Annotated in this window: 22 protein-coding genes and 3 pseudogenes; 15 read left to right on the plus strand and 10 right to left on the minus strand. The window is 71.1% G+C overall.

The window, feature by feature from the left end; genetic code table 11:
- Nucleotides 1-177 precede the first annotated feature (177 nt).
- Nucleotides 178-834 (plus strand): annotated as a pseudogene (locus V8690_RS23785) (DUF1326 domain-containing protein); the annotation flags it as partial.
- A gap of 117 nt (nt 835-951) precedes the next feature.
- Nucleotides 952-1,575 carry a DUF1326 domain-containing protein gene (locus V8690_RS23790; protein ID WP_338785435.1) on the plus strand — a complete coding sequence of 208 codons (624 nt, stop codon included), beginning with the start codon at nt 952-954 and terminating at the stop codon, nt 1,573-1,575.
- A 48-nt stretch (nt 1,576-1,623) separates the two neighbouring features.
- Here V8690_RS23790 and V8690_RS23795 read toward each other — a convergent pair whose 3' ends face one another.
- Nucleotides 1,624-2,460, minus strand: coding sequence for a DUF2182 domain-containing protein (locus tag V8690_RS23795; protein WP_338781890.1), 837 nt, complete (start codon nt 2,458-2,460; stop codon nt 1,624-1,626).
- A 286-nt stretch (nt 2,461-2,746) separates the two neighbouring features.
- Between V8690_RS23795 and V8690_RS23800 the strand changes: the two genes are divergently transcribed.
- Nucleotides 2,747-3,967: a cytochrome P450 gene (locus tag V8690_RS23800; RefSeq protein WP_338781892.1), complete on the plus strand. Its 1,221-nt coding sequence runs from the start codon at nt 2,747-2,749 to the stop codon at nt 3,965-3,967.
- A gap of 86 nt (nt 3,968-4,053) precedes the next feature.
- Entirely contained in the window at nt 4,054-4,233 is a 180-nt protein-coding gene (locus tag V8690_RS23805) for a hypothetical protein (RefSeq protein WP_338781894.1), read from the plus strand.
- Here V8690_RS23805 and V8690_RS23810 read toward each other — a convergent pair whose 3' ends face one another.
- Both V8690_RS23810 and V8690_RS23815 read right to left on the minus strand, forming a co-directional pair.
- On the minus strand, nt 4,234-5,832 hold the full coding sequence (locus V8690_RS23810) for an ABC transporter permease (RefSeq protein WP_338781895.1): 1,599 nt from the start codon (nt 5,830-5,832) through the stop codon (nt 4,234-4,236).
- Nucleotides 5,829-6,764 (minus strand): ABC transporter ATP-binding protein, encoded by a 936-nt coding sequence (locus tag V8690_RS23815; RefSeq protein WP_338781896.1) that lies wholly within the window; start codon nt 6,762-6,764, stop codon nt 5,829-5,831. The genes V8690_RS23810 and V8690_RS23815 overlap by 4 nt, the downstream gene beginning before the upstream one ends.
- A 74-nt stretch (nt 6,765-6,838) precedes the next feature.
- Between V8690_RS23815 and V8690_RS23820 the strand changes: the two genes are divergently transcribed.
- Nucleotides 6,839-7,336: a MarR family transcriptional regulator gene (locus V8690_RS23820; RefSeq protein ID WP_338781897.1), complete on the plus strand. Its 498-nt coding sequence runs from the start codon at nt 6,839-6,841 to the stop codon at nt 7,334-7,336.
- A gap of 11 nt (nt 7,337-7,347) precedes the next feature.
- Here V8690_RS23820 and V8690_RS23825 read toward each other — a convergent pair whose 3' ends face one another.
- The gene (locus tag V8690_RS23825; RefSeq protein ID WP_338781899.1) at nt 7,348-8,211 is read right to left on the minus strand and encodes a diacylglycerol kinase family protein; all 864 of its coding nucleotides are present in this window, start codon (nt 8,209-8,211) and stop codon (nt 7,348-7,350) included.
- A 185-nt stretch (nt 8,212-8,396) separates the two neighbouring features.
- On the opposite strand from V8690_RS23825, the gene V8690_RS23830 reads away from it, so the two are divergent.
- Both V8690_RS23830 and V8690_RS23835 read left to right on the plus strand, forming a co-directional pair.
- The gene (locus V8690_RS23830; protein ID WP_338781900.1) at nt 8,397-9,680 is read left to right on the plus strand and encodes an adenylosuccinate synthase; all 1,284 of its coding nucleotides are present in this window, start codon (nt 8,397-8,399) and stop codon (nt 9,678-9,680) included.
- A gap of 108 nt (nt 9,681-9,788) precedes the next feature.
- The gene (locus V8690_RS23835) at nt 9,789-10,082 is read left to right on the plus strand and encodes a hypothetical protein (RefSeq protein WP_338781903.1); all 294 of its coding nucleotides are present in this window, start codon (nt 9,789-9,791) and stop codon (nt 10,080-10,082) included.
- Between the two features lie 9 nt (nt 10,083-10,091).
- Here the strand turns inward: V8690_RS23835 and V8690_RS23840 are convergent, their stop codons facing one another.
- The 3 genes from V8690_RS23840 to V8690_RS23850 form a co-directional block, all read right to left on the minus strand.
- Nucleotides 10,092-10,742 (minus strand): hypothetical protein, encoded by a 651-nt coding sequence (locus tag V8690_RS23840; protein WP_338781905.1) that lies wholly within the window; start codon nt 10,740-10,742, stop codon nt 10,092-10,094.
- A gap of 123 nt (nt 10,743-10,865) precedes the next feature.
- Entirely contained in the window at nt 10,866-11,567 is a 702-nt protein-coding gene (locus tag V8690_RS23845) for a GntR family transcriptional regulator (RefSeq protein WP_338781906.1), read from the minus strand.
- Nucleotides 11,568-11,685: 118 nt separating this feature from the next.
- Nucleotides 11,686-13,041, minus strand: a complete 1,356-nt coding sequence (locus tag V8690_RS23850; protein WP_338781907.1) for an aspartate aminotransferase family protein — start codon at nt 13,039-13,041, stop codon at nt 11,686-11,688.
- Between the two features lie 173 nt (nt 13,042-13,214).
- Between V8690_RS23850 and V8690_RS23855 the strand changes: the two genes are divergently transcribed.
- The 4 genes and pseudogenes from V8690_RS23855 (at nt 13,215) to V8690_RS23870 (ending at nt 18,056) form a co-directional block, all read left to right on the plus strand.
- Entirely contained in the window at nt 13,215-13,832 is a 618-nt protein-coding gene (locus V8690_RS23855; protein ID WP_338781909.1) for a type 1 glutamine amidotransferase family protein, read from the plus strand.
- Nucleotides 13,829-14,287, plus strand: coding sequence for a MarR family transcriptional regulator (locus V8690_RS23860; protein WP_338781911.1), 459 nt, complete (start codon nt 13,829-13,831; stop codon nt 14,285-14,287). The genes V8690_RS23855 and V8690_RS23860 overlap by 4 nt, the downstream gene beginning before the upstream one ends.
- A gap of 79 nt (nt 14,288-14,366) precedes the next feature.
- A pseudogene (locus tag V8690_RS23865) lies at nt 14,367-16,384 on the plus strand (serine/threonine-protein kinase).
- A gap of 127 nt (nt 16,385-16,511) precedes the next feature.
- Nucleotides 16,512-18,056 carry a substrate-binding domain-containing protein gene (locus V8690_RS23870; protein WP_338781912.1) on the plus strand — a complete coding sequence of 515 codons (1,545 nt, stop codon included), beginning with the start codon at nt 16,512-16,514 and terminating at the stop codon, nt 18,054-18,056.
- Nucleotides 18,057-18,517: 461 nt separating this feature from the next.
- Here V8690_RS23870 and V8690_RS23875 read toward each other — a convergent pair.
- A pseudogene (locus V8690_RS23875) lies at nt 18,518-19,269 on the minus strand (SLATT domain-containing protein).
- 295 nt (nt 19,270-19,564) lie between these two features.
- On the opposite strand from V8690_RS23875, the gene V8690_RS23880 reads away from it, so the two are divergent.
- The 3 genes from V8690_RS23880 (at nt 19,565) to V8690_RS23890 (ending at nt 21,258) form a co-directional block, all read left to right on the plus strand.
- Entirely contained in the window at nt 19,565-19,906 is a 342-nt protein-coding gene (locus V8690_RS23880; protein ID WP_274817965.1) for a YbaB/EbfC family nucleoid-associated protein, read from the plus strand.
- A 100-nt stretch (nt 19,907-20,006) separates the two neighbouring features.
- Nucleotides 20,007-20,606: a recombination mediator RecR gene (gene recR, locus V8690_RS23885; RefSeq protein ID WP_003991835.1), complete on the plus strand. Its 600-nt coding sequence runs from the start codon at nt 20,007-20,009 to the stop codon at nt 20,604-20,606.
- Entirely contained in the window at nt 20,599-21,258 is a 660-nt protein-coding gene (locus V8690_RS23890; protein ID WP_274817966.1) for a DUF5063 domain-containing protein, read from the plus strand. Before recR ends, V8690_RS23890 begins: the two co-directional genes overlap by 8 nt.
- Before the next feature lie 159 nt (nt 21,259-21,417).
- Here the strand turns inward: V8690_RS23890 and V8690_RS23895 are convergent, their stop codons facing one another.
- Nucleotides 21,418-21,663 (minus strand): hypothetical protein, encoded by a 246-nt coding sequence (locus V8690_RS23895; protein ID WP_338781927.1) that lies wholly within the window; start codon nt 21,661-21,663, stop codon nt 21,418-21,420.
- 414 nt (nt 21,664-22,077) lie between these two features.
- Here V8690_RS23895 and V8690_RS23900 point away from each other — a divergent pair, with 414 nt between their 5' ends.
- The gene (locus tag V8690_RS23900) at nt 22,078-22,260 is read left to right on the plus strand and encodes a DUF397 domain-containing protein (protein WP_338781928.1); all 183 of its coding nucleotides are present in this window, start codon (nt 22,078-22,080) and stop codon (nt 22,258-22,260) included.
- Between the two features lie 18 nt (nt 22,261-22,278).
- Here V8690_RS23900 and V8690_RS23905 read toward each other — a convergent pair whose 3' ends face one another.
- Nucleotides 22,279-23,115, minus strand: coding sequence for a PhzF family phenazine biosynthesis isomerase (locus V8690_RS23905; RefSeq protein ID WP_338781929.1), 837 nt, complete (start codon nt 23,113-23,115; stop codon nt 22,279-22,281).
- Nucleotides 23,116-23,212 lie beyond the last annotated feature (97 nt).

A 23,212-nucleotide genomic window follows, 5' to 3' on the forward strand; every position in this document is an offset into this window, starting at 1 on the left:
GGACAGCGGCGAGGCAGGAAGACGGAGAACGCCTTGGTGTGATCGGACTTCCGCGCACCACAGCCTCACCAGCACCACCAGTCACACCCGTCTGGCGCCACCTCGCCCGCGGAACGGACGAGGAGCAAGCTGGAAGAAGGGGAGTGATTTTCCGCGAGACAGGCGGAAGGAAACGAGATGACAGAGCAACCCACCACCGGCCACCCGCCGTGGCATCTGGCAGGCGACTGGTTCGATGTGTGCAAGTGCGCGATCCCGTGCCCCTGTACGTTCGCGCAGGCCCCGACCTACGGTGACTGCGAGGGCGTGCTCTCCTGGCACATAAGGGAGGGCAACTTCGGCGACGTGCGGCTCGATGGCCTCAACGTACTGATGCTCGGCTCCTTCGTGGGCAACGCCTGGGCCCGCGAGCACACGGACGCCTACGCCGCGGTGTTCTTCGACGAACGCGCCGACGAGCAGCAGCGCGCCGCCCTCCAGACGATCTTCGGCGGTGAGGCGGGCGGATGGCCCGCGGAGTTCGGCGAGATCTTCGGCCCCGTGATGAGGGGCATGGACTTCGCCCCCATCCGCATCGAGGTCGACGAGGACATGTCCGCCTGGCGTGCGGAAATCCCCGGAAAGGTGATGGCAACCGCCGAAGCGCTGACCGGCCCGACCACCCCGGAAGGCGCACGGGTGCAGGTGCACAACGCTCCCGGCGCCGAGGTGGGACCCGGCCAGATCGCCACCTGGGGCCGCGCCACCACTGATCGGGCCAACGCGTTCGGCTTCACCTGGGACCGGTCGGGAAAGTCGAGCAAACACTTCCCCTTTGACTGGACCGGCCCCGACTCAGCCGGCTCCGCTCATCGTGGTTGCCGGGAAACAACATTTACATGCCGATTTGACAGGCCTAGCGTAAAAGTAAGTGCGACTTCGGCCGCTACACCCTCGGAGAAGGGGACAGCCATGTCGTGGACCATATCCGGCACGTACGTCGCCGGCTGCTCGTGCGCCGTGCTGTGCAGCTGCCCGTACGACGGGCAGCCCAGGAACGCCGAAGGCGAGACCGATTGCCTGGGCACTGCCGTCTTCCACGTTGCGGACGGGAATCTGGACGATGTCGACCTGTCCGGTGTGGACTTCGCCTTCTACAACCACTTCCCGTCGAACCTGACCTCCGGCAATTGGAAGGTCGGCCTCGTGGTGGACAGCGCAGCGAGCGGCGATCAGGCGAACGCCCTGGAGCGCATCCTCTCCGGCCGCGAAGGCGGTCCGTTCGGCCAGCTCTCGCAATTCTACGGTGAGTACCTGGGAATGGAGCGGGCGAAGGTGTCCCTCACGGACGGAGAGAGGCCCGGCCTCAGGGTCGAGGGCAGGACGGAGCTGTCCTACGAGCCGCTCACCGGCCCCGACGGCAGTTCGACAAAGATCAAGAACGCCATGTTCGGGTTCGCTCCCGAGTTCGAGGTCGGCAGGTCCAGCGGGCGTTCCGATGCTTTCGGGCTGAGTTACGAGGCGTCGTACGGCGAGACGGCCGACTACGTCTTCAGCAGTGAGGAGACCGAAGGAGCCAGCCAGGGACGTGCCTGACGAGAGCGCGCATGGCACACGTCACATGCCGTCCATCGGCAGCACACGTCACATGCCGTCCATCGGCGGCATCGAGTCCCGCAGACCCGGCAGCAGCCAGTCCTGGAACAGCGCGAGCACGGCCAGGACGAGGAACGCCAAGCCCACGACCCGGGCGAGCAGCGGGCCCCCGGACCACAGCTTCTCCACGAAGACCACCAGGGCCAGTGCGGCCATGGCCGCCACGTTCATCACACCGAGCGGGATCAGGACCACCATCAGCCCAGCGCAACAGCCGACGCAGTAGACGCCGTGATGGCCGCCCACCCGCAGATCGCGCGCCGGTGCCCGGAAGCCGGCGTAATACATCAGGTGGCTCATGGGATCGCGGCAGTGCCGCAGGCACACGTACTTCAGCGGGCCGAGCTGATAAAGACCCGCCAGCAGGAACGCGGTGAAGCCGATCCAGCGTCCCGCGGTCGGGTGATCCGCCACCAGATCGCCGGTGAAGGCCAGGCCCGCATAGGCGAGCGCTCCGAAGGCGGTCCACACCATCAGGTACCCGCCGAGGAACTCGGCGGTGCGAGCGGCCCGGGTCCAGCCGGAGGACTGACGGCCGATCCCCCGCACCCATGTGATGGCCACCGGCGCCATCGACGGCAGCATCATGGCCGCCATCATCGTCACCCACAGCAGCAGGAACAGGGGGAGCGCTATCCCCATCGTGCCGGGCTCGACCCCCATGTCCCGGGCCTGGCCGATCGTCAGCGCCCATGCAGGCGCCGCGATCAGGACGACGAGGAACCAGGCGGCTGCGAGATCCCGCTTCGGCAGCAACCCTCCGCCGGTTCCGGTCGGCGCGGGCGTCCGCGTGGGGACGAGGACGGAGTTCCGGTTGAAGCGCATCGTCACGCCCTCCTACGTGATACATCCAGCAGACCACTCCTGAATCCACGGCGCGACCTCGCTCGAACTCACGCTGAGTGAGCACGTACTTGCCCCGGCTGCCGTCTCTGGCCAGCGGCTGCCGGCCCCGATCGCCCCCCACCCCAACCGCACAGCCGTACGCGACCCCAAGAACCCCTCCCACGGCACGCTCTTACTCCCCACCGGCTCCTTTGCCATGTTCACCGAGGCGCTCCAAGCACAGCACCCCTGGTCAGAGCCCGGCCCGACGGGCTAGCGTCCGCCCATGGCAGCTGCTTCCGACCTCGCGTTCGACCCCTGGGACCCGGCCTTCCTCGCCGACCCGTACCCCGCCTACGCCGAGCTGCGTGCCCGGGGCCGCGTGCACTACTTCGAGCCCACGAACCAGTGGCTCGTCCCGCATCACGCGGACGTCTCGGCGCTGCTGCGCGACCGGCGTCTGGGCCGGACGTACCAGCACCGGTTCACGCACGAGGACTTCGGCCGCACCGCGCCGCCTGCGGAGCAGGAGCCGTTCCACACGCTCAACGACCACGGGATGCTCGACCTGGAGCCGCCGGACCACACCCGGATCCGGCGCCTGGTGTCGAAGGCGTTCACGCCGCGCACGGTGGAGCGGCTGAAGCCGTACGTGCGGGGCCTGGCGGACGAGCTCGCCTCAGAGCTGGTCGATGCGGGCGGCGGCGACCTGCTGAAGGACGTCGCCGAACCCCTCCCGGTGGCGGTGATCGCCGAGATGCTCGGCATCCCGGAGTCCGACCGGGCCCCGCTGCGCCCCTGGTCGGCGGACATCTGCGGGATGTACGAGCTGAACCCGTCCGAGGAGACGGCGGCGAAGGCGGTCAGGGCGTCGGTGGAGTTCTCCGACTACCTGCGCGAACTGATCGCGGCCCGCCGCAAGGAGCCGGGCGAGGACCTCGTCTCGGGCCTGATCGCCGCCCACGACGAGGGCGACCGCCTCACCGAGCAGGAGATGATCTCGACGGCGGTCCTCCTCCTCAACGCCGGCCACGAGGCCACGGTGAACGCCACGGTGAACGGCTGGTACGCCTTGTTCCGCAACCCGGTCCAGCTGGAGGTGCTGCGTGCGGACCACACGCTCATCCCCTCCGCCGTCGAGGAGCTCATGCGCTACGACACCCCGCTCCAGCTCTTCGAGCGCTGGGTCCTGGACGAGATCGAACTCGCCGGCACGACGATCCCGCGCGGCGCGGAGGTCGCCCTGCTCTTCGGCTCCGCCAACCACGACCCGACGGTGTTCGAGACCCCGTCCGCCCTGGACCTGACCCGCCAGGACAACCCCCACATCTCCTTCAGCGCGGGCATCCACTACTGCATCGGCGCACCCCTGGCCCGCATCGAACTGGCGGCGTCGATGAGGGCGCTGCTGGAGAGGGCGCCGACGCTGCGACTGGCCGCCGAGCCTGTCCGTAAGCCGAACTTCGTGATCCGGGGGTTGGAGGGGCTAGCCGTCGAGGTGGGGTGATCACCCGTTCGGTGATCACCGGTCGAATCGGCGTGAGGGGCGCCGGTAGCTCGCCGAGCTGGTGCGTGCCCACGAAGGGAGGCGCCATGAGGGTTGTGGCAGAGCGCGCGTCGTCTCAGTCGTCGGTGGACGTGTTCGAGCGCACCGGACCCGGAGGTGGGGGCTACCGGACCACTCACATGTCCGGACTCGGCGGCAAGGTCACCCTCCCCGATCCCGTCGGCATCGAACTCGACGCCGAGGAGCTCGAGCAGTACGTCGACTGATCACGTGATCATGTCCCGCCTCCGCAACCCGGCCAGCCCCGCGGCCACCAACACCGCCGCCAACCCGATCAGCACCACCACCGGCCCCCACTCCATCTCCCCGCCCGGCAGCTTCGGCAGGTGGCCGAAGGGGGAGAGGTCCAGCACGGTCTGCGGTACGTCCAGCGCGGGGCCGACCCAGCCGATCAGCAGGACCGCCCCGGCCACGCCCCATGCCGCCACGGCCCCCCGGGGCAGTACGCCGTGCAGCAGCACCGCCACCCCGCCGATCACCCACACCGCCGGCAGCTGCACCAGGCACGCCCCCAGGATCGGCCCGGTCTCCTTTCCGTAGCCGACGGCGAGGCCGAGCCCGGCCAGCAGCATGATCAGGGCGGCCCCGCAGAAGGCGATCACCAGGTGGCCGGCGGCCCAGCGCAGGCGCCCGACCGCGTTCGCCAGAACCGGTTCCGCCCGGCTTGAGGTCTCCTCGCCGTGCAGGCGGAGCACCGACGCCACGATGTACAGCGCCGCCACCAGGCCGAGCATGCCGACCATCGACGCCAGGAACGCGTCCGTCAGGCCGGACCGGCCGCCCATCCGCTCGAAGATCCGCCGGGCGTTCTCGTTGTCGCCGACCAGGTCGGCCGCGCCCTCGGTCATGCCGCCGTAGACGACCCCGGCGAGGAGGAAGCCGATGCTCCAGCCCAGCACGCTGCCCCGCTGCAACCGCCATGCCAGCGCGCCCGCGCTGCCCAGGCGGCCGGTGGCCGGGCCCGGCCGGGTGGGCAGGAAGCTCATGCCGATGTCCCGGCGGCCGGCCAGCTCGTACGCCACCGCGCCCTGGAGGAGGACCGCCCCGGCGAGCAGCGCCAGCACCCACCAGCGTTCGTCCGCGTAGGGCCGCAGGTTCTCCAGCCAGCCCAGCGGCGAGAGCCACGTCAGGACCGACGAGCCGTCGTGCGTCGCCGAGTCGCCCGCCGCGCGCAGCACGAACGCGGCGCCCAGCACCGCCGCCGTCAGACCGCGGGCCAGCCGCGCGCTCTCCGTCAGCTGGGCGACGATCGCCGCCGTCGTGGCGAACACCATGCCGACCCCGGCGATGCCGAGGCCGAGAGCCAGTGCCCCGGTCGTACCCTGGCCGGCCAGGCCGGCCGTCAGCAGCAGCGCCAGCACCGCGTTCGCGACCGCCGCCGCCAGCAGGGCCGCCGTCAGGGAGGCCCGGCGGCCCACCATCCCGGACGCCACCAGCTCCTGACGGCCGCTCTCCTCCTCGTCCCGGGTGTGCCGGACGACGATCAGCAGGCTCATCACGGCGGCCAGGGCGCCCGCGTAAACGCCGGCTCGCCAGGCCGTCAGCGCGCCCAGCGAGTCGCCGAAGACCGGGCCGACCATCGCGCGCAGCGAGGAGTTGGTCTCCATCTGCCGGATCAGGACGGCGCGTTCGGCCGGGGTGCCGTAGAGGCCCTCCAGCGTGCTCGGCATGGAGAGGACCATCAGGGCGTTCACCGCGATCCACACCGGCATCATCAGCCGGTCGCGGCGCAGGGCGAACCGCAGCAGCGTGCCCGTCCCGGCCAGCTGGCGTGAGCTGCCGGGCCGTACCGCGAAGGCCGTCATCGCGCTTCCCCCAAGCTCTCGGCTTCGCTCGAGCAGGGGGGACCCCCAGCCTCGTCCTGGTAGTGGCGCAGGAACAGTTCCTCCAGCGTCGGCGGCGTCGACGTCAGCGACCGTACGCCCGACTCGCTCAGGGACCGCAGGACGGCGTCCAGCCCGTCGGTGTCGACCTGGAGCCGGACCCGGTGCCCCCGCACGTCGAGGTCGTGGACGCCCGGCAGGTTCGCCAGCCCGTCGGGGGAGGCCGCGAGTTCGGCCGTCACGCTCGTACGGGTCAGATGGCGCAGGTCGGCGAGCGAACCCGACTCGACCGTACGGCCCTTGCGGATGATGCTCACCCGGTCGCACAGCTCCTCGACCTCGCTCAGGATGTGGGAGGAGAGCAGGATCGTGCGGCCCCGGTCGCGCTCCTGAGCCACACAGCGCCGGAAGACCTCCTCCATCAGCGGGTCCAGGCCCGAGGTCGGCTCGTCCAGGATCAGCAGGTCGACGTCCGAGGCGAACGCGGCGACCAGGGCGACCTTCTGCCGGTTGCCCTTGGAGTACGTGCGGCCCTTCTTGGTGGGGTCGAGCTCGAACCGCTCGATCAGCTCCGCGCGGCGCCGGGGGTCCAGCCCTCCGCGCAGCCTGCCGTACAGGTCGATGACCTCGCCGCCGGAGAGGTTGCGCCACAGCGTCACGTCCCCGGGGACGTAGGCGATACGGCGGTGCACCTCCACCGCGTCCCTCCAGGGGTCGCGGCCGAGCATCTGCGCGGCGCCCGAGTCGGCGCGCAGCAGGCCGAGCAGGACCCGGATGGTGGTGGACTTCCCCGCGCCGTTGGGGCCGAGGAAGCCGTGGACCTCGCCGGAGGCGACCTCCAGATCGAGCCCGTCGAGTGCGTGGGTCCGTCCGAAGGACTTGTGCAGTCCGGAGACGGTGATGGCCTTCGTCATGCTTCAGAACGTACGCTTCTTTCAGAAATTTGTGAAGTTAAGGAAGCGTATGAATCACGGATAGGATGAGCCGCATGACGGAATCAGCCAGCAGCGCGCGGGACACGGAGGCCGTGTCGAGATTCGTCGAGTCCTTCGCGGCGCAACTGGTCGAGGCAGGACTGCCGCGGATGCCCGCCCGGGTCTTCGTCGCGCTCCTCTCCTCGGACGAGGGCTCGATGACCTCGGCCGAGCTGGGCGAACAGCTCCGGATCAGTCCCGCGGCGGTGTCCGGAGCGGTGCGGTACCTGGCGCAGCAGCACATGGTCTCGCGCGAACGGGAGCCCGGTTCGCGCCGCGAGCGCTACCGCGTGCACGGCAACCAGTGGTACGAGGCCCTGACCAACCGCGAGGCCGTCATCAAGCGCTGGGAAGGGGCCCTGCGCGAGGGCGTCACCAGCCTCGGCGCCGACACCCCGGCCGGCCGCCGCATGGCCGAAACGCTCGCGTTCTTCGAGTTCGTCGAGGCCGAGATCGTGGCGATGATGGAGCGCTGGCGCGTGCACCGGGAGAAGACGTTCGGGCGGGAATGACGAGCGGCGGCTCACGGCGCCGCCGGCACCGTCAGCCCCCACGCGCCCTCCCGGACCACCCACGTCCGGGTCCGTACCGGCCCCGACACCACCGTGTCCGCCCGGTAGCGGAAGTGGGCCCCCGACACCGTCACCGTCCGGCCCTCCGCGAGCAGGGGTGAGGCCTCGGCGCCCACCGACACCGGGCGGACCTCCACCGACGCCACACCGGAGGCCGAGGGCGACACCGACACCGCCTCGACCGGCTGGTTCAGGTCGACGAGGGTTTCGCCGTCGACCTCGATCCGCAGCCGGGAGGGACCGGGCTCGGGTGCGGAGGCGAGGCGGGAGGGGCGGGAGGCCGGGACCAGGGTGCGGACCAGGTACTGGCAGGTCCGCAGCCAGGGGCGGCCCTGCGCGGCGTCGGGGTCCGGCGCCTCCGGGTCGGCCGGCACCGGCGGTATCCGCAGCGCGCCGAGCACCACCCCGTCGCTGTCGTCGACCAGCAGGTCCATCCGCCGCTCGACCCCGTCGAGCACCGCCCGCGCCGCCGCCACCGTCTCCGTCGGCACCCCCAGCGACCGGGCGAGGGACAGCGCGCCCCCGACCGGCACCACCGACAGCGTGCATCCGGCCAGCTCCCGATGCCGGTGCAGCAGCGACACCGCGCGGATCAGGGCCCCATCGTCACCGACCACGACCGGGCGCCGCGAGCCCCGCCGGGCCAGGGCCCGGGCGAACTCCTCCGGCCCCTCCGGCAGACACAGCTTCACGGCCGCACCCGCTCCGAGCACGTCTTTCGCGATCCGTACGGACTCGCCGTCCGACCGACGGGCGACCGGGTCGATGACCACCAGCAGCTGCTCGGATGTCGCGGAAGTCGCCACCTCGGCCATGCCTCGCTTCCTCGGGTAGCATCTTTGTGCAAGAGCCCCTTGCGCTGTTGCGCCAGGGGCTTCGTCTATTCCGGGGCATCCGGTCCGACGGTTGGCGGCCAACGGCGGTCGCGGTGTACGCGGCGGAGACCCTCCGCGTGCGCCCTTGACCATGGACATGCCCCGCCCGGAAGGGGTGTACGCGCGTGCCCGCACTTGTGCTGCTCGGTGCTCAGTGGGGTGACGAAGGCAAGGGAAAGGCCACCGACCTGCTCGGTGGCTCGGTGGACTATGTAGTGCGCTACCAGGGCGGCAACAACGCCGGCCACACGGTGGTCGTGGGCGACCAGAAGTACGCCCTCCACCTGCTCCCTTCCGGAATCCTGTCCCCCGGCTGCACGCCGGTCATCGGTAACGGTGTCGTCGTCGACCCGTCGGTCCTGCTCTCCGAGCTGAGCGGTCTGAACGAGCGTGGTGTCGACACCTCCAAGCTCCTCCTCAGCGGAAACGCGCACATCATCACGCCGTACAACGTCACGGTGGACAAGGTGACGGAGCGCTTCCTCGGCAAGCGGAAGATCGGCACGACCGGGCGCGGCATCGGCCCGACCTACGCCGACAAGATCAACCGCGTCGGCATCCGCGTACAGGACCTGTACGACGAGTCGATCCTCATGCAGAAGGTCGAGGCGGCCCTCGACGTCAAGAACCAGATCCTCACCAAGCTCTACAACCGGCGCGCGATCGCCGTCGACCAGGTCGTCGAGGAGCTGCTGGGCTACGCCGACAAGCTCGCGCCGTACGTCGCCGACACCGTCCTGGTCATCAACCAGGCGCTGGAGGAGGACAAGGTCGTCCTGTTCGAGGGCGGCCAGGGCACGCTCCTCGACATCGACCACGGCACGTACCCCTTCGTCACCTCCTCGAACCCGACCGCGGGCGGCGCCTGCACGGGCGCGGGGGTCGGCCCGACGAAGATCAGCCGCGTCATCGGCATCCTCAAGGCCTACACGACCCGTGTCGGCGCCGGCCCGTTCCCGACGGAGCTCTTCGACGAGGACGGCGAGGCCCTGCGCCGCATCGGCGGCGAACGCGGTGTCACCACCGGTCGTGACCGCCGCTGCGGCTGGTTCGACGCGGTCATCGCCCGCTACGCGACCCGCGTGAACGGCCTGACCGACTTCTTCCTCACCAAGCTCGACGTCCTCACCGGCTGGGAACAGATCCCGGTCTGTGTGGCGTACGAGATCGACGGCAGGCGCGTCGAGGAGCTCCCGTACTCCCAGACCGATTTCCACCACGCGAAGCCGGTCTACGAGATGCTGCCGGGCTGGAGCGAGGACATCAGCAAGGCCAAGTCCTTCTCCGACCTGCCGAAGAACGCCCAGGACTACGTCAAGGCGCTGGAGGAGATGTCCGGCGCCCCGATCTCCGCGATCGGCGTGGGCCCGGGCCGGGACGAGACGATCGAGATCAACTCGTTCCTGTAGGCCGAACGGCCGTCAGCGCTCATCACCGGCGCCCCGCGCGGGCGCCGGTGATCGGGCTTAGGCTGAAAGTCATACCCCGCGTGCGTCGAACAGAAGAAGGTGACTGCGATGCGCGTCATGCTCAAGGCTTCCATGGACACGGAGAAGGCCAACGAGGCCATCCGGAACGGCACCTTGGGGAAGCTGATCCAGGAGTCGCTGGAACAGATCAAGCCCGAAGCGGCCTATTTCACCGCCGACCACGGCAAGCGCACCGCTTTCCTGGTCTTCGACATGCAGGACAGCTCGCAGATGCCGGTGCTCAGCGAGCCCTTCTTCCTCCAGCTCAACGCGGAGATCACCTACACGCCGGTGATGAACGTCGAGGACGTGCAGAAGGGCCTCTCTCAGCTGGGACGCTGAGCCCGGGGCTCAGCTGAACACGATCATCGACCCCTGGGCCAGACTCCGCGTCACGGCCGCGTGCAGGCCGAGCCAGACATGGCGTTCCCGGGCGAACGGGCTGGGATCGTACGGGGCCGGGACGGCGGGTTCCTCCAGTTCCGTGGGCACGAGCGGCGGTTGGGGCGCGGCCGGCGGGTTGGCAGGGGCGATGCCGATGGCGGGGGCGACCAGCTCCAGCTCCCGCAGCAGGGCGTGCGAGGATCCCAGCGGACCGCCGCCCGCGAGGAGCTCGTCGTCGGCGAGGGGGCTGGGGAAGTCGACGGGGACGTACGCGCCCGCGTGGTCGTAGTGCCAGACCAGGTGCGACTGCTGGGCCGTCGACTCGAACATCTCCAGCAACTGCTCGTAGTCTCCGCCCAGTTCGTCCACGGGCGTCACCGGCAGGCCGCACACCTGGAGCAGATAGGCGCGGCGCAGGAAGTGCAGCGCGTCGTAGTCGAAGCCCGCGACCGGGGCGACGTCGCCCGACAGGCCCGGCATGTACTGGTACACCGGCACCGGCGGCAACCCCGCCTCGGCGAGCACCTTGTTGTATTGCGCGAGTTCCTCGGCGAACGGGTTGTCCGGCGTGTGGCACAACACGTCGACGAGCGGTACCAGCCACAGGTCACAGGCCAAAGAAGGCTCCTCGCTCAGCTCGGTGGGTCGGGTGGCGCGGTGCTCAGGGAAGGGTATCGGTGCGGCACGGAAGCGGCTCCCGCCGTGCATGTCCCATACCCATACGAACACGAGCGACGCCGGTCATCCTGAGGCGAGGCGCTCGATCAGGGCGATGGAGTGGGCGTTGTAGCGGGCGATGATCGCCCGCGCGGTGTCGTTGTCTCCGGCGATCAGCGCGTCGACCAGCTCGGTGTGACCGGCCCACAGCTCGCCGCGCAGATCGGTGAGCCGGCGCAGGTGCTGCACCGCGCACACCCAGCTCTGGACACGCAGCCGGTGCAGGAAGTCGGCCAGGTAGGGGTTGCCGAAGCAGGCGCCCAGCTCGCGCCAGAAGCGCAGGTCGTAGCCGATGAGGACGGTGAGATCACCGGCGGCGGCGGCCCGCTGCGCCTCCTCGCCGCGCCTGCGGACCCCGGCCACGAGGGAGGCGGCCCGCGGGTCGTCGGGCCGCACGGCGTTGGGGCGCCCTTCGGTCAGCGCGACGAACATCCCCTCGATGACCAGGCCGCGGGCCTCGATCATGCCGCGGAAGTCCTCGACCGAGTACTCGTGGACGCGGAAGCCGCGGTGCTGGTCGGCTTCGAGGAGCCCCTGGGCGGAGAGGTCGACCAGCGCCTCCCGGACCGGCGTGGCGGACACCCCGTACTGCTCGGCGATCTCCTTGACCGTGAACTCCTGCCCCGGCTGGAGCCGCCCCGCCAGCACCTCGTCACGAAGCGCGTCGGCGATCTGCTGCCGCAGGGTGCTGCGCGTCACGGCGCCGTTGCCGGAACTGCGGGGCATGGTCAGGGCGTCTCCCTCGTCGCGTTCGGGTGGCGTGCACGTATATGCCTACGGGCACGCCACCTTACGCGTTCGAATGAGGCGCGAGGATGTCTCTTACTGACGGGTTTACAGACCTCTACCGCGTGTACTCGTCCGCCACCGTGAGCGCCGCGTCCAGGGCCGCGAGACCCTCCTTCAGCTCCGCCTCGGTGATGGTGCAGGGCGGCACCACGTGCGTCCGGTTCATGTTCACGAACGGCCACAGCCCGCCGCCCTTCGCGGCGGCGGCGAAGGCGGCCATCGGCGCGTTCGCCTCCCCGGCCGCGTTGTAGGGCACCAGCGGTTCCCGCGTCCGACGGTTCCGGACCAGCTCCAGCGCCCAGAACATGCCGACACCGCGCACCTCGCCCACGCTCGGGTGCCGCGCGGCCAGATCACGCAGCTCCGGCCCGAGGACGGACGTGCCCAGCCGGGCCGCGTTCTCGACGACGCCCTCCTCCGCCATGACGTTGATCGTCGCGACGGCGGCGGCGCACGCCAGCGGATGCCCGGAGTACGTCAGACCACCGGGGTACGGCCGCTTCCCGAAGGTCTCCGCGATCGCGCCGGAGATCGCGACACCGCCCAGCGGCACATACCCGCTGTTCACGCCCTTGGCGAAGGTCAGCAGGTCGGGCGTGACGCCGAACAGGTCCGCCGCGAACCACTCGCCCGTGCGCCCGAACCCGGCCATGACCTCGTCCAGGACGAAGACGATCCCGTACTTGTCGCACAGCTCCCGCACCCCGGCGAGATAGCCGGGCGGCGGGACCATGATCCCGGCCGTCCCCGGGATCGTCTCCAGGATGATCGCCGCGACGGTCGAGGGCCCTTCGAAGGCGATCGTCGTCTCCAAGTGCTCCAGCGCCCGCGCGCACTCCTGCTCCTCGGTCTCGGCGTAGAAGCGCGAGCGGTAGAGGTAGGGCGCCCAGAAGTGCACGACCCCGGCGGTGCCGCTGTCGGAGGCCCAGCGGCGCGGGTCTCCGGTGATGTTCACGGCCTGCTGCGTACCGCCGTGGTACGAGCGGTACGCCGAGAGCACCTTCGGTCGGCCGGTGTGCAGCCGGGCCATCCGGATCGCGTGCTCGACGGCGTCGGCGCCGCCGTTGGTGAAGAAGATCTTGTCCAGGTCGCCCGGGGTCCGCTCGGCGATCAGCCGGGCCGCCTGCGACCGGGCCTCGATCGCGAAGGCGGGCGCGAAGGTCGTCATCCTCGCCGCCTGCTCCTGGATCGCGGCGACGACCTTGGGGTGCTGGTAGCCGACGTTCGTGAAGACGAGCCCGCTGGAGAAGTCGAGGAAGCGCCGGCCGTCGTAGTCCCAGAAGTACGACCCCTCCGCCCCGGCGACGGCGAGCGGGTCGATGAGCTCCTGAGCGGACCAGGAGTGGAACACATGGTCACGGTCGGCGGCCTTGACGGTGGCACCGGCTTCGGGGTTCGGCTGAGGGGTCATGCGGGCGAGCGTAGGCGCGGGGGAGAGGGCGGTGATATCGGCGGCCTGTCTGTCGTCGGCGGCATTCCGCGACAGGTTGTCCAGACGGGGCGGAGAGTATTGACAGGGTGCTGTCTACGTGGCAGTATGTTGTCATAGCCCTTCGGGGTCGGGTACGGGTCTCAGGAGGAGCCATGAACGCCATCGCGGAGCGCAAGCCCGTCCATCTCGCCGTCTACGACACCCTCGCCGACTGGGAGACGGGCCACGCCACCGCCCATCTCGCCCGCGCGGGATACCGGATCCGGACCGTCGGCCCGTCCGCGGACCCGGTCACCAGCATCGGCGGACTGCGCATCCAGCCCGACGCGGCCCTGCACGACGTACGGCCCGAGGACAGCTCCCTGCTGATCCTCCCGGGTGCCGACCTCTGGGACACGAGCGACGACCTCGCGCCCTTCGCCCGCAAGGCCCGGGCCTTCCTGGAGGCGGGCGTGCCGGTCGCCGCGATCTGCGGGGCCACCGCCGGACTGGCCCGGGAAGGCCTGCTCGACGACCGGGCCCACACCAGCGCCGTCTCCTTCTACCTGGCCGCGACCGGCTACGCGGGCGGCGAGCGCTACGTCGAGACCGACGCCGTCACCGACGGACACCTCGTCACCGCGGGCCCGACCGAGCCCGTCGCCTTCGCCCGGGAGATCTTCCGGCTGCTCGGGGTGTACGAGGGCGAGGTGCTCGACGCCTGGTACCGGCTGTTCCACGACTCCGACGCGGCGGCCTACGCCGTGCTGGAGAAGGCCGGGGCGGCATGAGCCGGGAGCGTCAGGACCTGCTCAGCCGCAGCGCCCTCGGGGTGTTCCGGCTGAACGGCCAGTTCCTCGCCGTGGCGGAGGAACTGGCCCGCCCCGCCGGGCTCACCGCCGCCTGGTGGCAGGTGCTCGGCGCGGTCCTCGGCGAGCCGCTGCCCGTCTCCGGCATCGCCCGCGCCATGGGCATCACGCGGCAGAGCGTGCAGCGGATCGCCGACCTGCTGGTGGAGCGCGGGCTCGCCGAGTACCGGCCGAACCCCGCGCACCGCCGCGCCAAGCTCCTCGCGCCGACCGGGGAGGGACGTGCGGCGATCGCCCGTATCGACCCGGGGCACGCGGCGTTCGCCGACCGGCTGGCGGAGGCGTTCGGGGAGGCGGGGCTGGCGGAGGCGGTACGGGTGTTGGAACGCCTGTCCAAGGTTCTCGACCAGACGGGTCCGCCTGTTACGGAACCGTAGACGTCTCCCAGGTCACCCGGCCCCCGCCCCGCACTATTCTCGATCCGTTGCTCGCGTGTGGGGGGAAGGCGGCTGAGCGATGGAGACGTTGGGGCCCGGGGATCCACAGCGCATCGGTGCGTACCGGCTGCTGGCGCGGCTCGGTGCGGGCGGCATGGGGCACGTGTATCTGGCCCGCTCGGAGCGGGGCCGTACGGTCGCCGTGAAACTCGTGCGCGAGGAACTGGCCGCGCAGGAGGAGTTCCGGGAGCGCTTCCGGCAGGAGGTGCGGGCCGCGCGGCGGGTCGGCGGGTACTGGACGGCGCCGGTGCTGGACGCGGACACCGAGGCAGCGGTGCCCTGGGTGGCCACCGGGTACGTCGCCGGGCCGAGCCTCCAGCAGGTCGTCGGACACGACCACGGTGCCCTGCCCGAGCGGACGGTCCGCATCCTCGCGGCCGGGCTCGCGCACGCGCTGAAGGACATCCACGCCGCGGGCATCGTCCACCGCGACCTCAAGCCGTCCAACGTTCTGGTCACCATCGACGGCCCGCGCGTCATCGACTTCGGCATCGCACGCGCCCTGGAGACCGTGACCGACGGCGGGCTCACGCGCACCGGCGCGCTCGTCGGATCGCCCGGGTTCATGGCGCCCGAGCAGGTGCGGGGCGACCGCATCACCCCGGCGTGCGACGTCTTCTGCCTCGGCTCGGTCCTCGCCTACGCCGCCACCGGCAACCTGCCGTTCGGGACCGCCAACAGCGGCGTGCACGCCCTGATGTTCCGCATCGCCCAGGAGGAACCGGACCTGGAGGGCGTCCCCGAGGGCATCGCCGACCTGGTCCGCGACTGCCTGCGCAAGGACCCCGCCGCGCGCCCGCCCCTCGACCGCGTCCTGGAACGCACCGGCGCGGACGACACCGTCGCCGACGGCCGCGCCCTCGACCCCTGGCTCCCGAGCGCCCTGGTCGCCCAACTCGGGCGGCACGCGGTGCGGTTGCTGGACGCGGAGGATCCGGAGGGGGAGGCGGCCGCAGGGGAGCGGGCCGGTGACGCCGGCCTTCCTGTCGAGCAGCGGGGTTCCGGTCCTGACGAGAACCCCGGCCCCGACCCGACACCCGAACACGCCCCGGCCGCCGACGAATCGTCCCCGGCCCCCGCGCCGTCCCCGGCCCCCGCGACGGCACCCGCCGCATCCCCGGGTCCGCCCCCGCCGGGCCGCCCGGGCGAGGGATCGCCGGTGAACCATCTGCCCACCATGGTCGCGGGCCACCAGAGCACCGCTCCGGCGCCCCAGCAGCCCCCCGTCCCGGCCACCCCGTCCCATCCGCAGACACCCCAGCCCCCGTACCCGGCGTACGGCTACCCCCAGCAACACCCCCAGCCCGGCGCCCCCGGCACCCCGGGCGCCGCCCCGCCCTACCACCCCGCCTACGGCGGCCTCGGCCCCACCCCGCCCTATGGCCCGCCGCCGTACGGCACGAACCCGCCCTACGGCCCGCCGCCTTACGGCACGACCCCGCCCTACGGCCCGCCGCAGGAGCCGGCCGAAGAAACGGCCGTTCCACCGCGCTGCTCGTCGTGATCGCCCTGGTCGTCGCGCTGGCCGCAGGCGCCTCGGTGTACGCGCTGATGCAGGGCGGTGAGAGCGACCGGGCCGACGGCGACTCCACCCCCACGCTGAGCACCGGCGCGCCCCCGACCACGCCGGGCCCGTCCCCGACGACCCCGGAGCCGGACACCTCCACCGCCCCGGCGGACGGCTCGATCCCGACGGCGTACCTGGGCACCTGGACCACCACCATCGACAACGCCGACGGCCGGCACACCCGCCGCCTGACCATCCAGCAGGGCGAGCCCGGCGACACGGTCCTGTCCCTCGTGGCCGACGGCCCCACGAAGGGCGGCGGCACCTACCACTGCGTGTTCGAGGGCGCACTGACCGACGCCCCCGACGCCGACGGCCCGGTGAGGATCGGCCCGTCCACCGTGACCGTCGGGCAGCCGCGCACCGCCTGCACCCCGGGCGCCGCCACCGAGGTCACCGTCCTCCCGGACGGCACGCTCCAGCGCGTGAACACGAGCAGCGGCGAGCGGCTGACCTACACGAGGCAGTGACCGACTCCCGTTTCCCGTCAGGTCGTTGAACGTACGGCGAATTCAGGCCGACGAATCCCGGATACTCACCCGTACAGTCGTACGGTGGCCAGACGATCGAATTCGTCCGGCGGCGGGGGCACCGACGATGGAGTGGCTGAGCGCGGAGAACCTCGTGGCCGTGGCGACGGCCGTCCTCGGCATCATCGCCTCGGGCGTCATGGTCTGGTACGAACGCCGGGTGCCGCGCCGCAAACGGATCGGCTACCGCGTGCAGATGGACAACCCCATCGGCGACGACGTGCGCTCGGGCCGCGCCAACCGCCGCCTCGGGCTGTTCGACGAGGCACCCGGCATGGCCGACGCGACCCTGGTGCTGCTGCGCATCGAGAACGACGGCTCGCAGGGCATCGACCGCGACGACTACACCGGCCCCGAACTCCACGGCCTGACCGCGGTGTTCGCCGGCCGCACCGTCCGCGGCGTCTCGGTCACCCAGCCGTCGGACACCGACCACCTCATGGACCACTTCACCGCGGCGGGCGGCTTCGCCTACGAGGGCAACACCCTGCGCATCCCGCGCGTCCCGCTCAACCGCGGCGACCACTTCAAGCTGCTCGTGCTGCTGGCCGGCGGCGACGTCGGCGACGAGATCCGGCTGGTCGGCGGTCTGCGCAACGGTGAGGTGCACCCCAACCGCAGCGCCACGCCGGACGACAAGCCGCCGCTGTTCAGCCGGGCGGCGCGGATGATCACCATCGCGCTCACGGCGAGCGTGGTCACCCTGGCGGCGCTCGTCGTCGCCCGGGACGACACCCCGCCCCCGATCGGCTGCGCGAGCGGCAGGCTCACCCTCACCGGCTCGACCGCGTTCGCGCCCGTCCTGCGCGAGGTGGCCGGGAAGTACGAGCGGGACTGCGGCGGCGACCCGGTCATCGACGTCGACACGCACGGCTCGACGGCCGGGATACGGGAACTCGCGGCGGCCGGCGCCCAGGCGGCACGGGACGGGCAGGGCTCACCGCCGGTGGTGGCCCTGTCGGACGGCCCCAAGCCCTCAGGCCTGCCCGAACTGCGCGAGAACCGGGTGGCGGTGTCGGTCTTCGCGCTCGTGGTCAACGACGACGTACGCCTGAAGAACCTCTCCACGAACGACGTACGGCGCCTCTACCGGGGCGAGATCCGCAACTGGCGGCAGCTCGGCGGCCCGGACCTGCCCGTGCACCTGGTCAGCCGGGACGCCAACTCCGGGACGAGACAGGTGTTCCAGCGCCGGGTGCTGGGGCGGGGCGAGATCGCCAACTCCTCCGTCGACTGCGTCCACAAGGACGACCCGACGGCGGCCGTCATCCGCTGCGAACTCGACTCGACGGACCAGGTGCTGACCACGGTCGCCGACCTCCCGGGCGCCATCGGCTACAGCGAACTCAACCTGGCAGCCCGCGCCAAGGGCCTGCACTCCCTGCGCCTGGACGGCGACCCCGCCTCCGCCGACGCCATCGAAGACGGCACGAGCGACTACCCCTACCGCGAGATCGAGTACGCCTACACCTACGGCCGCCCCCCGGCCGACTCCCTGGCGTCGAGCTTCCTCACCTACCTCGCCCGCGGCAACGGCCAGGACGTCATCCGCACACACGGCCACCTCCCGTGCTGGACCCCGGAGGGCCTGACCCTGTGCGCACAGAACTGACCGCGGCCCGCCGCAACCGCCCAGCCGCGCGCAGTCGCGCCGCTCAGCTGCGGCACCCGTCCCACTCAGCTGCGGGCACCCGCTCCACTCAGCTGCGGCCCGCCGGACCCGCTTGGCTGCGCGCAGTCGTGCCGCTCAGCTGCGGCACCCGTCCCACTCAGCTGCGGGCACCCGCTCCACTCAGCTGCGGCCCGCCGGACCCGCTTCGCTGCGGGCAGTCGTGCCGCTTGGGGCGATGGGGTCCCCCTGCTCGAGCGAAGCCAAGAGCTTGGGGGAGGGTGGGCGCAGCGGCACCCCGCACCGCCGGGCTGCGCACCCACCCGACCTCACCACCAACCCCGAGCACAGGCAAAGCGGCACCGAGCACCGCCGACCTCACCACCAACCCAGAGCACCGGCAAAGCTGCACCGCGCACCGCCGGGCTGCGCACCAACCCCGAGCACCGGCAAACCAACCCCGCTCACCGCGGCTCCGGCGGCCGCTGCCGAGGCATATTGGGCCTGGCACCTCCCGGCGGCACGGAAAACCGCCCACTGAAACCCGCCGCCTCGCCCCCGCGCCCACCCCCCGAGTGCACCACCGCCTGCAACCCCACAGGCGCACCCCCACTCCGAAACTCCCCCACCCACTCCGCCGTCTCCCCCCGCACCAACTCACTCACGTCCTCGGAGAACCTCCGCAACACCCCGAGACACCGCTCGGCCGCCTCACTCGCCGTCCCCTCCGCCGGCCCCAGAACCTCCCGCACACACTCCGCCGCCCAGTCGAACTGAAGCGCCTGCAACCGCCGCTGCACAGCCTGCGCGGTAGCCACATCGCGCATCCACCCCGACGTCACCCCGAAGTACCGGTCGACGGCGACACACGCCACCCCCAGCAGCAGCGCCAGACACCCCCAGGGCGCGATCCCGCCCGCGACCCCGGTCAGATCCAGCAGGGGCAGCGCGACCCCGGTGACCGCCCCCACCGCGGCCCCACAGCGCAGCACCCGCGCACACCGCCGCTTCCACACCCGGTCCTCGAGATACCAGGCCGCCGTCCGAAGCGCCCCGCGCTCCACCCACCGGTAGAGCTCGTCCAGCCGGACCGCCGGCTCCCCCAGTCCCCGAGCGGAAAGGCCCGCCCGGTCAGATCGCCCGGCCGCAACCGGGCCGCCCCCTCGCCCCGTCCGTCCTGAGGCGGCCCCTCGGGCTGCATCTCCGGCTGACCCACCCGGCACTCCCTACTGACCACGCTGCGTGACAAGCGATGAACGTGACGCACAGGGCGCATGTGACACACCTGGCACACAAGCCACGCCATACGTGCGTCCTGCACGCGCCGGATCCTTCCTACCCCCCAACGGGTGGCGAAGATGTAGCTTTCGTCGCTTTTCCGCCCGGAAGTATTCCTTGATCAGTTAGAGGGCGCGAGCGGAACTCACTCGAAAGAGTGCTGGAGCGACGGCAGGCCCGACCACGTAGGCTCGTGCCGAACGGGAAAACCCGTACCGAGCAAGGAGCTGATCGTGATCCCCGGTGGTGGCCAGCCCAATATGCAGCAGCTGCTCCAGCAGGCCCAGAAGATGCAACAGGACCTGGCGCGGGCGCAGGAGGAACTGGCGCAGACGGAGGTCGACGGCCAGGCGGGCGGCGGCCTCGTGACCGCGACCGTCACCGGCGCCGGCGAGCTGCGCAACCTGAAGATCGACCCGAAGGCGGTGGACCCGGAGGACACCGAGACCCTCGCCGACCTGGTCGTGGCGGCTGTGCACGCGGCCAACGAGAACGCGCAGGCGCTCCAGCAGGAGAAGCTGGGCCCGCTCGCGCAGGGTCTGGGCGGCGGCGGCATCCCCGGTCTGCCGTTCTGAGACGCCCACCGCCTTCCTCGGACAGGCGGCTGACAACTACGGTACGTACGTGAAGGCCGTACGGCGCGAACGACCTCGATGACCCAGGAAAGGCAGTCCGTTGTACGAAGGCGTGGTCCAGGACCTGATCGACGAGCTGGGGCGGCTGCCCGGCGTCGGTCCGAAGAGCGCCCAGCGGATCGCCTTCCACATCCTCCAGGCGGAGCCCACGGACGTACGACGGCTCGCCCAGGCCCTCATGGAGGTCAAGGCGAAGGTCCGCTTCTGCGCGACCTGCGGCAACGTCGCGCAGGAGGAGCTGTGCAACATCTGCCGAGACACCCGCCGCGATCCCGCCGTCATCTGCGTCGTCGAGGAACCGAAGGACGTCGTGGCGATCGAGCGCACGCGTGAGTTCCGGGGCCGCTACCACGTCCTGGGCGGCGCGATCAGCCCGATCGACGGGGTGGGCCCGGACGACCTGCGCATCAGGGAACTCCTGGCCCGCCTGGCCGACGGCACGGTCACGGAACTCATCCTCGCCACGGACCCGAATCTCGAAGGCGAGGCGACCGCCACGTACCTCGCCCGCATGATCAAGCCCATGGGCCTGAAGGTCACCCGCCTGGCCAGCGGCCTCCCGGTGGGTGGCGACCTGGAATACGCGGACGAGGTCACCCTCGGCCGCGCCTTCGAGGGGAGACGACTCCTAGATGTCTGACGCCACGCTGCACGCGACCGACCAGAACCCGGACGACTTCGCGGTCCAGATCGCGGACCAGGTCGAGAGCTTCCTGGTCGCCGTCACGGAGATCGCGAAGGCCGACGAGCCGGAATCGGCCGTCCCCTTCCTGCTCCTGGAGGTCTCCCAACTCCTCCTGGCCGGCGGCCGCCTCGGCGCGCACGAGGACATCGTGCCCGACGAGCGCTACGAGCCCGACTCGGGCCCCGAGCCGGACGTCGACGAGCTCCGCGAGAACCTGGCCCGCCTCCTCGACCCCATCGACGTCTACTCGGAGGTCTTCGACCCCTACGAGCCGCGCAAGGCTCCGGTGCCGGCCCGGATCTCCGACGACCTCACCGACGTCATCACCGACCTGCGCCACGGCATGGCCCACTACCGCGCGGGCCGCACCACGGAGGCCCTGTGGTGGTGGCAGTTCTCCTACTTCTCCAACTGGGGCTCCACCGCCTCCGCCACCCTCCGGGCCCTCCAGTCGGTCCTCGCCCACGTCCGCCTCAACCAGCCCCTGGCCGAACTCGACGGCCTCGACACGGACCAGGCCATGGGCGACGACACCCTGGAGATCGAGGCGGGCAGGGTGATGGTGGAGGAGATCGCGGAGCCGCTGGGGTTGCGCCCGGCCAAGTAGCCCACCGAACCGCCAGGGCCGCCACCGTGACCGCACCGTCCCACGGCGGCGGCCGGCGCCTGCGCGTCGACGTAGGGAGCGGTCGGCGTGGACTCGCCGTACCACCTGAGCGGCCAGGTGCGATCCTGGCCTTCATGAGTGCCTGGTTCCGCCCGAGGTTCAGCTCCAGCTCGGCGAGGGACCGTTCGGCTCCCCGTACGGCACGGGTCGCCCGGTGAACGCGTCCAGAAGAATACGGGTGCCAACCTGCCGGGCCAGTTCGACGGTCACATTCTTGCCGCTCATCTGGCTGGTGCAGGGGCCTGTTTCCGCCCCGACAATGGATGCGGCCAGTACCACGCTGCCACTCGTTTCCAGCACGTCCACGGCAGGGCCGTTGTCGCAGGATCCGTGGTTGGCCACCACGGTGACGGACTTTCCGTCTCCGGTTATCTCAACCAGCCGTTGGAGCGACCACAGCTCACCGGAGGGAACACTTGAGGCCGGCTTGATCGGCGGTTCGGGGAGCTTGGACGGCCTGACGGCGACGCCGTGTGGCCTGCACCGACCAGCGACGGTGCAGGCCGTGCGGTGGCTTCAGTAGACGGCCAGGTCGTGGTCGATGAGTACCCTTTGCACGGGCTGATACCAGGTGGCGCGGTCTGGCTGAGCGTCCGTATCACCGCAGGGCTGGTTGGCATAGTTGCCACCGGATGTGATACCCAAGGCGGTCGTCCCCGTGAACATAGCCCCGCCGCTGTCACCGAACATGTTTATCCGTACGCAGGCTCTCGACCCCGACGGGTCGGCCCGTTTCATCGAACGGATGGTGGATCAGTCGTGAGCGACCAGATGAAGTGGTTCAAGTCCAGCCACAGCGACGACGAGGGCGGCGCCTGCGTCGAAGTCGCTCTCTCCACCGCCGTCCACGTCCGCGACTCCGAGACCCCCGCGGGCCCCGAGCTCCACGGCACGGCGCCCGCCTGGGCGGCGTTCGTCTCCGCAGTTCAGCCCGGGGCTTGAGTCACTGAGGCCGGGGCTTCAGATCTGTACGGCCGTGCCCGTCACGCCGATCCCCGTGTCCGCCTCCGCCGGTACCGTCACCGTGATCGTGCTCGGCCGCCCCATGTCCACGCCCTGGTGGATCGTCAAGGTCGCGGGGGCCGGAACGAGTTGGAGTTCCCGCAAGTAGCCACCGAACGCGGCAGCCGCCGCCCCCGTGGCCGGGTCCTCGACCACACCGCCGGGCGGGAACGGGTTGCGGGCGTGGAAGACCGTGGGGGACTCCCGCCACACCAGATCGATCGTGGTCCAGTCCTTGCGGGCCATGAGTGCGGCGAGCGCGGCCATGTCGTAGTCCAGGCCGGCCAGCCGGTCCCGGTTCGCCGCGGCGATGACCGGGTGCCAGGCTCCGGCGAAGGCCGCGCGGGGCGGCAGCGCCGGGTCCAGGTCCTCGGCGGACCAGCCCAGAATCCCCAGCAGTTCGGCCAGATCGGCTTCCTCGACCGGTGCCGTACGCGGTGCGACGCTCACCAGGGTCGCCACGAGGGTGCCGTCCGCCGCCCGGTCGGTGGTGACGGTGACGGGGCCCGCCGCCGTGCGCAGCCGCAGGCGTCCGGTGCCGTGCCGCTCCGCGTGGGCCACGGCCGTCGCGATCGTCGCGTGGCCGCAGAACGACACCTCGGCGAGCGGGCTGAAGTACCGCACGTCCAGGGCAACGTCGCCGGACGGAACCACGAACGCCGTCTCGGAGTAGCCGACTTCGGCCGCCGTCGCCAGCATTGCCGCGTCGTCGGCCCCGGTCGCGTCCAGCACCACCCCCGCGGGGTTGCCGCCCTTGGGATCCGTGCTGAACGCTACGTAGCGCAATATCTCCATGCCGGGACAGTAGCGTCCGGCTCCATGTTCACGCTGCGTGTTTGGGGGCTCCTTGTACGCCCCCTGTACGTCCGCTGCACGGCCGCTAACCGGTGAC

Origin of the sequence: Streptomyces sp. DG1A-41 (genome assembly GCF_037055355.1) — a bacterium.
In the GTDB taxonomy this organism is placed as follows: domain Bacteria; phylum Actinomycetota; class Actinomycetes; order Streptomycetales; family Streptomycetaceae; genus Streptomyces.

Coding starts and splice junctions, on each gene's coding strand:
- V8690_RS23790 (WP_338785435.1), top strand. CDS start 952: ATGTCGTGGACCATATCCGGCACGTACGTCGCCGGCTGCTCGTGCGCC.
- V8690_RS23795 (WP_338781890.1), bottom strand. CDS start 2,460: ATGCGCTTCAACCGGAACTCCGTCCTCGTCCCCACGCGGACGCCCGCG.
- V8690_RS23800 (WP_338781892.1), top strand. CDS start 2,747: ATGGCAGCTGCTTCCGACCTCGCGTTCGACCCCTGGGACCCGGCCTTC.
- V8690_RS23805 (WP_338781894.1), top strand. CDS start 4,054: ATGAGGGTTGTGGCAGAGCGCGCGTCGTCTCAGTCGTCGGTGGACGTG.
- V8690_RS23810 (WP_338781895.1), bottom strand. CDS start 5,832: ATGACGGCCTTCGCGGTACGGCCCGGCAGCTCACGCCAGCTGGCCGGG.
- V8690_RS23815 (WP_338781896.1), bottom strand. CDS start 6,764: ATGACGAAGGCCATCACCGTCTCCGGACTGCACAAGTCCTTCGGACGG.
- V8690_RS23820 (WP_338781897.1), top strand. CDS start 6,839: ATGACGGAATCAGCCAGCAGCGCGCGGGACACGGAGGCCGTGTCGAGA.
- V8690_RS23825 (WP_338781899.1), bottom strand. CDS start 8,211: ATGGCCGAGGTGGCGACTTCCGCGACATCCGAGCAGCTGCTGGTGGTC.
- V8690_RS23835 (WP_338781903.1), top strand. CDS start 9,789: ATGCGCGTCATGCTCAAGGCTTCCATGGACACGGAGAAGGCCAACGAG.
- V8690_RS23845 (WP_338781906.1), bottom strand. CDS start 11,567: ATGCCCCGCAGTTCCGGCAACGGCGCCGTGACGCGCAGCACCCTGCGG.
- V8690_RS23850 (WP_338781907.1), bottom strand. CDS start 13,041: ATGACCCCTCAGCCGAACCCCGAAGCCGGTGCCACCGTCAAGGCCGCC.
- V8690_RS23855 (WP_338781909.1), top strand. CDS start 13,215: ATGAACGCCATCGCGGAGCGCAAGCCCGTCCATCTCGCCGTCTACGAC.
- V8690_RS23860 (WP_338781911.1), top strand. CDS start 13,829: ATGAGCCGGGAGCGTCAGGACCTGCTCAGCCGCAGCGCCCTCGGGGTG.
- V8690_RS23870 (WP_338781912.1), top strand. CDS start 16,512: ATGGAGTGGCTGAGCGCGGAGAACCTCGTGGCCGTGGCGACGGCCGTC.
- V8690_RS23890 (WP_274817966.1), top strand. CDS start 20,599: ATGTCTGACGCCACGCTGCACGCGACCGACCAGAACCCGGACGACTTC.
- V8690_RS23905 (WP_338781929.1), bottom strand. CDS start 23,115: ATGGAGATATTGCGCTACGTAGCGTTCAGCACGGATCCCAAGGGCGGC.